Here is a 9,221-nt window from a genome sequence, read left to right as displayed (position 1 = left end):
CAACCACCTCCTCCTCGGTCCCACCGACGCCCAGCGCAGCGACCACCCGTCCCCGGGTGGACCCCTCACCCCGTGAGGGGCATCCTCATTTACCAGGGGTAAATGTTACCTTGCTCTGCCTGAAGTTCGGTAGGAGTGTATCGGGAATTCGATCAGTGGTCGGGGTTGTTGACGTGACCTCATCGGAGGGATTTGGGCGGGTTGAGATGTGTTGTGGCCGTACGTTTGGGGTCATGGTGCTATCTCATTTCGGGCGTGCTGAATGGCTGGCGAAGGATGCGCATGACGCGCTGATGGAGGCGATCAGGGTGTCGACCGAGGCGGTACAGCACGGAATGCACACCGAACCGGGCAAAGCTGCCGAGCTCGCTCAGCGCTGGCACTGGGTCGCCGGCCTGCAACGCCAGGCCGAGATCCACGCCCGGCTCGCGACCGCCACCGACGACAGACTCGGCGAGGGCGACGAGTAGGCTCCAAACAGATGAAGGCCCCGGCGGGTTCGAGCCGCCGGGGCCTTCGTCGTCTTCCTGGGTGTGGTGCGCTACGTCCGATCGGCAGGCTTGCGCAGTTCGATCACGCGCCCGCCGTCCCCGCCCGCGATGGCCTCGGCCCGCACCACGTCCGCGGCGGTGCGGATCTTGTCGACCGTCGTGCGGTGCACACCCGTCGCCTCCTTGATCGCGTTCGTCGACGCGTCGGCGGCTGCCATCTCCAGCACCCGCACTACGGTGTCGAGGTCGAGCCGCCGACCGATACCGCGGGCCCGCACTTCCTCGGCAAGTGCGATCAGCGCACCCCGCACTTGGGCCGACGACCCCGCACCACCGCCAGCACTTTCCCCCGCACTTTCCGCCGTCGCCAACGCAAGTGCGGACTGTGCCCGCGCCCCCGCACTTGCTGGTGCCGACGACCCCGCACCACTGGTGCGGGCAGGGTGCGCGGTCCGGGAACGCGGCGCCCGAGACGCCCGCACTTCCTCCCGCATTTCGCCCGCACTTACCGCCTGTGCCGGGACATCGGTCGAGGTAGAAGCTGTGCTGGTTTTGGTGCGGGCCGGTGCGGGAGCGTCGTCCGCGACCTCGACGGCAGGCCCCGCACTTTCGATGACCGGCTGATGTGGTGCGGGGTCAGCGACGATCTCCTCGGGCTCCGCAGCGCCCGCACTTTGCAAGTGCGGGCTGCCCGCACTTCCCGCACTTGTGTAGTGCGGTGCGGACTCCGCCACCACCTCCGGCGAAGTGCTGGACGTGCCCGCACTTCCCGCACTTTCGGAGTGCTGACCGTCCGCACTTTCGTGCGTCGCGAAGTGCGGGGGCTGCTGCGGTGCGGGGGTGAACTCGCGCTCGAAGTCCGCTAGCACCGCATCATCGGTGAGCGGCTCCGCTGCCTGCTGCGGGGCTGGCGGTTGCGTGACGGTGGTGTGGGCGCGGGCGAGGAGTTCGGCCAGTCGTTCGGCGGTGTCGTCGGTGACCGACAGCTCCAGCGAGGCTTTCGCGATGGCCGCGCCCATGCGCTTGGCGACGGCGGTGTGGCCGAACAGGGCGACACCCATCATGATCGGCGCGACCGAATGCACCGCAACGCCTGACCAGTCCTGCGGGGAGCGCAGATACGGGTAGGTGTTGAGCAGGATCGACCCGGCCAGCAACCCGGCCTCGGTCCACCGGATCGTCGTCTCGCCCTCGGTGATCTTCCACCGCGCCACGGCGGATCCGGACACCATGAACACGACCAGCACCGTCGAGATCAGCGCCTCGAGTAGGTAGCTCATCCAGTACAGCGGCTCGCTCGGCCCGCCCGGAGCGAGGTTGTGCTGCACGTTGGCGGCCGAGAACAGCATCGACCCGGCCACGACACCCGCCAGCCCGCGTCCGGACCACCGCTTGATGCGGTACAGGTGGGCCAGCTGCGCGTGCGGGGACGCCTCGCGTCGCTGATCGGCCAGCGCGCGACGAGACTGCATCAGGTCGCGGGCTTCGGTGCGCACGAGTTCGGTCGTGGTCTTGCGTACCTCGGCCGCGGTCGCCTCGGCGGTCTCCAGCTCGGCGAGCTGCTCGATGCGTTCGTGCTCGCGGACCCGTTCGGCCAGCGCGCGCTCGGCTTGCAGCTCCCGCTCCGAGAGCGCCTCCCGCAGGGCGGGATCGGACTGGTAGGCCAGCCGGTCGCGGCCGGTCGCCACCCGTTCGGGCAGATCCGCGGTCAACAGCGGATCATCGGCGCCGCGAGTGGTGGCGGCGAGATCGGGGTTGGGTTTGCGACGGAACATCAGCGGTCCCCCTTCGGGGTGATCTGGGCTTCCAGGCGGCTGATGGTCTCCCGGGCCGCTGTGAGCGCCTGGTCCAGCGTGGCCGCGCGGGCCTCGCCGGCGGCCTGGACGCGGGCGAGTTCGGCGGCGTGGTCGGCGCGCATCTGCTCGCGATCGGCGCGAGCTTCGGTCCGGGCCTGGGCCAGCTCCTCCCGCGCGGCCGCGGCGTCGGCCCTCGCCTGCGCGACATCATCGCGTGATTGGGCGCGATGCGCCTCGAGTTCGGTGCGGGCGTCGTCGCGGGCCTGCACCGCGGCCGCCAGTTCCGCTTCGGCGCGATGCCGGGCGGCCACGGCGGTATCCCGGGCGTCGTTCGCGGCGGTGACCTGGGCCGCTGCCGCCTGTTCGGCGCGTTCGATCCGCTCGGCGGCGGACCGGTCGGCCAGCGCGACACGGTTGTCGGCTTCCCGCTCGACCCGTTCGACCAGCTCCAGCGCCTCACGTTTCGCGGTGGCGACCTGCTCGGCCGCTGCGACGCGTACCCGCTCCAGCTCCTCCCGCGTAGCCACAGCGTCGGCACGAGCCTGCTCGGCCTCGGCGTTCGCAGTGGCGACCTGCTCGTCCCGGTCAGCGAGAGCGTCCTCGGCCGCGCCCTCGGCCAGGGCCTTGTCCTCCAGGGCGCGGGCCAGTTCGCGGCGTGCGGTCAACGCGTCGTTCTCCGCCTCGGCCGCGGCAGCCCGCGCGGCGTCGATCTCGGCCTGGGATTCGGCGCGGATCCGGTTGACCTCCGCGACCGCCGCGTCCGGATCGCCCGCGGTCGCGACGATCTCCGCGGCGCGCGCGACGATCTCGGCCAGCTGGTCGCGGTGCGCGGTGGTGACCATCTCCCACTGGGCGATCAGCTCGGCGAGGCTCGCCCGCGACGAGGTCACCGGCCGCGGTGCCGGACGCTGCACCTTCGGCGCGGCACCAGCAGCCTCGAGCTGCAACTCCCGTCGACGCTGGAACGCCGTCGCCCGGTCATGGCGTCGCCGCACCCCGTCCGGATCGACATGGAACTCCCCGCAATAGTCCGACCGGCGGCCCCGACCCGGCGGCGCGGGCGGCAGCGGGTGCCCCGCCGCCACGAAATCCCCGATCGCAGTGTCGTACGCGACTGGGAACTGGCATACACGCTGCTCAGCGGCAGCATCGCCCCCGGTGTCCCCCGGGGCGGTCTCTGAATTCGTCACCCACCGATCATACCATATTTGTTTTCGTTTATTGTTCTTACGTTAAAGAATTACGTATTTTTGAAAACGATTTGATTGATCTTGAGTACGCGCGTACGCGCGCACGCGCGAGGCGTGTGCACGCGCGGCTGCCAGGCAGCGTGTCCGCTCGTATGTCGCCGGGCGGTGTGCCATCGTGACCGGGAACGGCGGCCCGCCGGGGGCCTGCCCGGGAGGAAGTGCAGCTGATGGCCGAGGATGCGGTTGTGGTCGCGATGGCGAACCAGAAGGGCGGCGTGGGCAAGTCCACATGCACGATCTGCGCCGCGCGCGCTGCGAACCGCTACCACGGCGCCCGGGTGCTGGTGGTCGACATGGACCCCCAGGGCAACGTGACCAATACCCTCGCCCGCGACCCGCTGGCCGCCGATGAGGTAACCCTCGCCGACGCGATCACCCCCGACAGCGGTGTCGCGCTGCGGGAGGTGCTCGTGCCGACGATCTGGGAGGGCGTGGACCTCGCCCCGGGCGGGTCGGCGCTGTCGATCGCGGACAACAAGCTCAGCGCCTCGGATTACGGACGCGAATTCGGGCTGCGTGAGGCCCTGGCGCCGGTGCGCGCCGACTACGACCTGGTCATCATCGACAACCCGCCGTCGCTGCTGGGTCAGCTGCTGAAGAACTCACTCACCGCCGCCGACGCCGTGGTGCTGGTGACCGAGGCCGACGAATGGTCCGGCGACGGCCTTGCGCTGCTCGGTAAGACCATCGCCAAGGTGCGGACCTACCACAACCAGCAATTGCAGATCATCGGCACGATCATGAACAAGTGGCGCGAGACCACCTCCGGCCGCACCGCCGCCGCGGAGATCATCGAGGGCATGGCCCGGCACTTCCCCGGCGTCCCGGTCTGGATCGACAACAAGATTCCGCTGTGGGTCGGGATCCCCGACGCCATCAAAGCCGGTATCGCCCTCGACCAGTCCAAGGACACCCGGCTGCGGATCCTGTCCGAAGACGTGTTCTCCCCGATCGCGGCGCACATGCTCAAGGCCGCCGCATGACCAGCAGCCAACAGCCTCAACCACCGCAGCGCCGCAAGTCCCTGCTGTCCGAGGACGACGGATGGGAAGTTTCCGCTCGACCGCCGGCGGTCCCCGCACAGCCCGCCCCGCCACCAGCGGCCCCACCTGCCACCAGGGAATATGCATCGCGCGTGGGCGCGCGTCCGCGCGAGACGCGAGGCCATGCCCGCGACTTGGCCGAGGCCCGCGGCCGCAAGTCCGCCCGCGACGCCGCCCACGCCTGGGCAGCAGCCACCCGCAAAGCCGCCGACCGCCGCGACGAACTCATCGCCGAACGGGACGCCGCACTCGGGCGGGGCACCGCAGCGGGACTGCTGGCCGGCTACATCCTCGAGGCATGCGAGCGCCACGGCATCGACTGGCATCTGCTGCCACCGGAGATCCAAGCCGACATCACCCTCTACACCGAGTGACACACTGCGGTGTGGTCTCTCGCGTACGCGCGCCCGCGCGTACGCGAGGCATTCACCAGGGAAAGAGGCAGGATCAGTCCTGCTCACGGGCCAAACGCGCGATTTCCCGGCGGGCGCACTCGGCGGCCTGGCGGTGAGCGGCGGCCTTGCTGATCGCACGGTGCCCGGCCGTGGCCGCGGCCGCGAGCGCTGCGGCGCGTGCCGGAGAATCCGGTGCCGCAGGGACTTTCGCCATCGCCTCCGCGCGGCGCGCTTCTCGCTCGGCCCGCTGGTGGGCCTGCCGCTCGGCCTCGAGGCTGGCCTCCCGGGCGCGGTCCAGCAGCATCGGCGGTTCGTCGACCGGTGTCGAGCTGAGCAGGAACGCCAAGTAGGCGTAGGGGTCGCGGGGCCGGTCGAATATCTTGCGGCCGGACAGGTACACCTCGTCCAGGGCAGCGTGCACGTCATCGGCCTGCCACCCGGCCACCGCTCGTCGCGTCAGCACAGCCGCCAGCCCCTGGACCCCTAGCTGCCGTACCCACAGCGGATTTCGGGCGTCAGAGCGCACTCTGGCCCCCAATAGCAGGGCTCTGGAGTCGTAGGCGCGGGGATTCCTGCGCCGCCTCCTCTCGTCCTGGCCGCGCGAAGCGCGTCCTTTCATCACGTTCTGTGGTGGAGAAACCCGATTTGGGCGTGAGAGAACATGCGGACCGGAGCTTCGCCCCGGTGGGGTGCCAAAACCCTGGTGGAGCAAGGTTTCGACAGTCTCGTTATCCACAGGCAGGACCACGGATTCGTGCAGTGCGGACACGGCGGCCCAGCCGCGGGCGCGGTCTCCGCGCCGCCAGGAATCCAGCCGTTCCAGCTTCGTGCGCTGGCGGCCTCGGAACACCACGGTGCGGGTGCCCAGGGTGTTCACCAGGCGTCGGCAGCGGTGCATCGTGGATTCGCTGCGCAGGGTCGCGGCCTGCAGTTGGACGATGGTCACGCGCGAGTTGCGGCCGGTCTTGTAGTCGGCGCCGCCGGACTCGGCGATGAGGTAGTGCTCGAACGTGCGCCGGCCGACTGCGTCCACCCGATCCTCGGCACGCAGCCGTTGGTAGTGCTCGTCGTAGAGCGCGAGGTTGTGCGCGATCCACCGCTCACGCGACCACCAGCACGTCGGGACGGCGTTGTAGACGTCCTCGGGCAGCTTGAGGCGCAGCGGAGGCAGCGGAAAGAGCCCAGCCGCCAGCGAGGGACCTTTCCGGCGCCGCACTGGCCGGAAAGCGCAGTATTTCCGCTGGTCAGTCGGGGTGTGAGAATCGTTATTGCGGACAAGGGTGTGTTCGCGCGCAGCTGCGTGCGGGCGTGCGTTACCCTGAGACGCGTCCTGCAAAGACATGTCCCTTCGGGGAGCGGTGCCCTCGGTGTGCTAGACCGGGGGCTTTTCCGCGTTTATGGGGTTGTTCTGTTGTGGCGGCGCAGGGACGTCGCGCGGGTTATCCAGCCAGTCGCAGCTCCTCGTGCTGTCCGTTGCGCTTCTTCCTGTGAGTCTTCGTTGGTTTGTGCTGCGCCCCACCGGCTTCCCGCTGTTGTTTGGCGATCTCCCGCATCTGCCGCACAGTCGGCTTCCGTGGTTTGCCCAGCTCGAGCACCAGGTCCTCGCGGCCGACATGGAGCGCCATGACGTCGGCGACGTACTGGGCGATGCTCATGTCGTTATCTTCGGCGAGCTGACGGATTTCCTCGAATACTTCGAGGGCCAGCCGCGGCCCTATTTGCTGCCGTGATCCCTTAGCTCTCTGAGCCATGCCGCACAGCATTCCATGACAATCTGTGAAGACGCGGAACTGAGTGACGACACGCCGATCCCAAGAAGCCGATTTCAGTTTGGATCGTCGACTGGAACCACAGCTTTCAGCGAAGGCGCGACTGACACGTCGTACTCCTTCTCGCTGGCGGCCGGGACCGCATCGGGCAGCCGAAGACCTGAGTTGCGCACTGCCACAGCGCGTTGCAATGCCATTCGGCGGGTTTCTTCACCCCAGGTGCGGTGGTGGCTCCCTCGCACGGTCTGTGCATCATGTTGGCGGTAGAGCCAGGTGGTGGTGGCGTCGAAGTAGCCGTCTGCGGCGCCGGATAGTCCGGCGAACATGACCAGGTCGTCGTTGGTGGGCACGCCACCCCAGCCGCCCATGACGCGAACCGAGGTGCTGCGCAGCATGAGCCCCGCGCAGTGCACCGGCCAGCTACCGCCGGTCTCGAGTGCCCAGGTGTTCACGGCTCCCGCCGGGACCCGACCGAAGGGTAGGCCTTCGTATGGAGGGAATGACTTTCGTGTGCCATCAGGCAGCAGGTCGTCAGCTTGCCCGAGCGCCCAGTGGACGCTGAGGTCGTCGAAGTGGGGAATGAGAGTAGCGAGGGCGCCAGGCAGTAGCAGGTCGTCACTATCGAGCACCTGAATGAGGCTGCCCCGCACGCGATTTAGTCCCAAGTTGCGGGTGCCAGCGATCCCGAGCTTGGCGCCGTTGGCTGAGTACCGGACCCAGTCGTGGCCGCCCGTGATTCCGGCAACTTCCGAGGAGGCTGGGCCGTCTTCTTGGAGAACCCATTCCAGTTCCCAGCCGGTAGGGAGCGTCTGTGCGGCGATGCTGGCAAGCGTCTGGGGGAGATATACCGCGCTGGGTTGGTGCACTGCGGTCAGGACAGAGATCAGCATGGTTACTTCCAGCGCTCCAACTTGGTCTCGAAGATTAGCTCGGTGCGGTCGCCGGGCCAGATGATGTCCGCAACTTCGACGACACGGCCGGTGGTGTCGATCGAGGTCTTGCGCACGACCAACACCGCGATGCCTGTGTGGATGTCGAGTTCGGTCTGCTCCTCGATCGTCGGCGGCCTCGCGGTGACGGTGTCGACGATGGCGTCGAGTTCGATGCCGAGGGTCAGGAGCTGATGCTGTGTGCCGCCGGGCCACGGCTCGCGAGCGTCCTCGAGCAGGTCCGGGTTGGTCTTTACCAAGTCGTAAGGCAGGTAGGACCTGGACAGACCGAATGGCGCCTCAGCGCCCTTGCGGGTGCGGTAGTCCCGCTGCAACAGCGTGGTGCCGACCGGCACTTTGAAGACCTCGGCGAGATCCGAGTCCGCCGCGGTAACGGTGTATTTCGCCCAGAACGCGAGGTCGTTGATCTTCAGGCCTGTGTCGTACTCGGTGGTGCCGGTCTGGCGTCGCTCCTCCTCGGGGAGGCGTGCACGGTCCTTCTCCCACTGGTGCCGACTGTTGTGCCGCTGGGTGCGATGCCGTTGGGGGCGGACGAACGTTCCGACTCCGTGACGGGCTTCGAGTAGTCCTTCTGACCGAAGCACTTTCACGGCTTGGCGGAGGGTGGGCAGCGATACGTCGAACGTCGCGGCCAGCTCGGTCTCGGCTGGAAGACGCTGCCCCGGATCGAGCTCGCCCGTGCGGATCATCTGCCGCAGCCGGGTCGCGATCCTCTCGTATTTCGGTGCCATGGGCCTCATTATCGCAACTCCTCTTTGACTCTTGACAACTGCTACTCCTACAGGTCCTAATTAGGACTATACAGAGGCTAATGACTTTGCCAAGTAGCAATCAGGGAGGACTCCGAATGGCAATCCATCGAGATGGCAAGTGGCTCATCGCCACCCGTACTGAGCATGTCGGATGTGAGCTTGAGCAGGGCGTTTACCGGCTGTCACTGTTGCCGGAGCGGCTTGTGACGGCCCCGCAGGCGGTGGCTGGCCTTTCGGTCGCCGAGATCGTCGATCAGTGGGGCCCGCTGCTGTGGGAGGACAACCCGAACGTCGCAATGGTGTGGGCCCTGATCCGGATGCACGCCCGCGCTTTGGGTTTGGACGCACTCGATGCGGTGATCCGGGTGCAGCAGTCGGAGTGGCCGGTGACCGCAGCTGAGCGGGCGGAGTGGTCGCGATGAGTATCCCCGCTACCCGGCCGCGCGAGACCCGGCGTCGCGCAGCATCCCCGACGATCCCGGCCGTACCGAGGCCGACCGATCTCAACGTCCGGCCCGCTGGGCCTGCTCTGGATCTGACTACTGATCAGCTCGTGGCGATTTTGACCGCTGAGGTGAAGCGGTTGCGCGGCGAGCTGCACGACATGCAGCGGCTGGTCGATGACCTGCTCGACCGCGAGTCGATGATCGCGGGCGCCGCGTGCATGGAGCAGCTGACCACCGCTGCCGCGATTGCGCGGCTGGGCGCGCCTCGCGCTCGGCATCTTGTCGTGGACGTCGCGCAGACCGCCGCCGGATCGGTGGTGGCGGCGTGA

At 68.1% G+C, this 9,221-nt stretch carries 11 protein-coding genes; 5 read left to right on the top strand and 6 right to left on the bottom strand.

Annotated features, from left to right (window positions below; translation table 11 throughout):
- Positions 1–233 precede the first annotated feature (233 nt).
- On the top strand, positions 234–470 hold the full coding sequence (locus AB0H00_RS30910) for a hypothetical protein (RefSeq protein ID WP_357273265.1): 237 nt from the start codon (positions 234–236) through the stop codon (positions 468–470).
- A 71-nt stretch (positions 471–541) separates the two neighbouring features.
- On the opposite strand, the gene AB0H00_RS30905 is transcribed toward AB0H00_RS30910, so the two are convergent.
- Both AB0H00_RS30905 and AB0H00_RS30900 read right to left on the bottom strand, forming a co-directional pair.
- Complete coding sequence (locus tag AB0H00_RS30905; RefSeq protein WP_357273262.1) at positions 542–2,266, bottom strand: hypothetical protein; 1,725 nt, start codon at positions 2,264–2,266, stop codon at positions 542–544.
- Positions 2,266–3,477, bottom strand: coding sequence for a hypothetical protein (locus tag AB0H00_RS30900; protein ID WP_357273260.1), 1,212 nt, complete (start codon positions 3,475–3,477; stop codon positions 2,266–2,268). The genes AB0H00_RS30905 and AB0H00_RS30900 overlap by 1 nt, the downstream gene beginning before the upstream one ends.
- A gap of 227 nt (positions 3,478–3,704) precedes the next feature.
- Here AB0H00_RS30900 and AB0H00_RS30895 point away from each other — a divergent pair, with 227 nt between their 5' ends.
- Both AB0H00_RS30895 and AB0H00_RS30890 read left to right on the top strand, forming a co-directional pair.
- On the top strand, positions 3,705–4,520 hold the full coding sequence (locus AB0H00_RS30895; RefSeq protein WP_357273257.1) for an AAA family ATPase: 816 nt from the start codon (positions 3,705–3,707) through the stop codon (positions 4,518–4,520).
- A complete protein-coding gene (locus tag AB0H00_RS30890; RefSeq protein WP_357273255.1) occupies positions 4,517–4,954 on the top strand; it encodes a hypothetical protein in 438 nt (145 codons plus the stop codon). Before AB0H00_RS30895 ends, AB0H00_RS30890 begins: the two co-directional genes overlap by 4 nt.
- Before the next feature lie 73 nt (positions 4,955–5,027).
- Here AB0H00_RS30890 and AB0H00_RS30885 read toward each other — a convergent pair whose 3' ends face one another.
- The 4 genes from AB0H00_RS30885 to AB0H00_RS30870 all read right to left on the bottom strand — a co-directional run bounded on the left by AB0H00_RS30885 (position 5,028) and on the right by AB0H00_RS30870 (position 8,425).
- On the bottom strand, positions 5,028–6,191 hold the full coding sequence (locus AB0H00_RS30885) for a hypothetical protein (protein WP_357273253.1): 1,164 nt from the start codon (positions 6,189–6,191) through the stop codon (positions 5,028–5,030).
- 223 nt (positions 6,192–6,414) lie between these two features.
- On the bottom strand, positions 6,415–6,726 hold the full coding sequence (locus tag AB0H00_RS30880) for a hypothetical protein (RefSeq protein WP_357273251.1): 312 nt from the start codon (positions 6,724–6,726) through the stop codon (positions 6,415–6,417).
- A gap of 74 nt (positions 6,727–6,800) precedes the next feature.
- Entirely contained in the window at positions 6,801–7,634 is an 834-nt protein-coding gene (locus AB0H00_RS30875) for a glycosyltransferase (protein ID WP_357273250.1), read from the bottom strand.
- A 2-nt stretch (positions 7,635–7,636) separates the two neighbouring features.
- Positions 7,637–8,425, bottom strand: coding sequence for a GntR family transcriptional regulator (locus AB0H00_RS30870; RefSeq protein WP_357273248.1), 789 nt, complete (start codon positions 8,423–8,425; stop codon positions 7,637–7,639).
- 116 nt (positions 8,426–8,541) lie between these two features.
- Between AB0H00_RS30870 and AB0H00_RS30865 the strand changes: the two genes are divergently transcribed.
- Together AB0H00_RS30865 and AB0H00_RS30860 are read left to right on the top strand one after the other, a co-directional pair.
- On the top strand, positions 8,542–8,868 hold the full coding sequence (locus AB0H00_RS30865) for a hypothetical protein (RefSeq protein WP_357273245.1): 327 nt from the start codon (positions 8,542–8,544) through the stop codon (positions 8,866–8,868).
- The gene (locus AB0H00_RS30860; RefSeq protein ID WP_357273243.1) at positions 8,865–9,221 is read left to right on the top strand and encodes a hypothetical protein; all 357 of its coding nucleotides are present in this window, start codon (positions 8,865–8,867) and stop codon (positions 9,219–9,221) included. The genes AB0H00_RS30865 and AB0H00_RS30860 overlap by 4 nt, the downstream gene beginning before the upstream one ends.

It is taken from the genome of Nocardia sp. NPDC023852, from assembly GCF_040639505.1.
GTDB lineage: Bacteria > Actinomycetota > Actinomycetes > Mycobacteriales > Mycobacteriaceae > Nocardia.
This window is presented reverse-complemented; position numbering and strand designations above follow the sequence as displayed.

Excerpts from the sequence above, each read along its gene's own strand:
- AB0H00_RS30910 (WP_357273265.1), top strand. The coding sequence starts at position 234 with ATGGTGCTATCTCATTTCGGGCGTGCTGAATGGCTGGCGAAGGATGCG.
- AB0H00_RS30905 (WP_357273262.1), bottom strand. The coding sequence starts at position 2,266 with ATGTTCCGTCGCAAACCCAACCCCGATCTCGCCGCCACCACTCGCGGC.
- AB0H00_RS30895 (WP_357273257.1), top strand. The coding sequence starts at position 3,705 with ATGGCCGAGGATGCGGTTGTGGTCGCGATGGCGAACCAGAAGGGCGGC.
- AB0H00_RS30890 (WP_357273255.1), top strand. The coding sequence starts at position 4,517 with ATGACCAGCAGCCAACAGCCTCAACCACCGCAGCGCCGCAAGTCCCTG.
- AB0H00_RS30880 (WP_357273251.1), bottom strand. The coding sequence starts at position 6,726 with ATGGCTCAGAGAGCTAAGGGATCACGGCAGCAAATAGGGCCGCGGCTG.
- AB0H00_RS30875 (WP_357273250.1), bottom strand. The coding sequence starts at position 7,634 with ATGCTGATCTCTGTCCTGACCGCAGTGCACCAACCCAGCGCGGTATAT.
- AB0H00_RS30870 (WP_357273248.1), bottom strand. The coding sequence starts at position 8,425 with ATGGCACCGAAATACGAGAGGATCGCGACCCGGCTGCGGCAGATGATC.
- AB0H00_RS30865 (WP_357273245.1), top strand. The coding sequence starts at position 8,542 with ATGGCAATCCATCGAGATGGCAAGTGGCTCATCGCCACCCGTACTGAG.
- AB0H00_RS30860 (WP_357273243.1), top strand. The coding sequence starts at position 8,865 with ATGAGTATCCCCGCTACCCGGCCGCGCGAGACCCGGCGTCGCGCAGCA.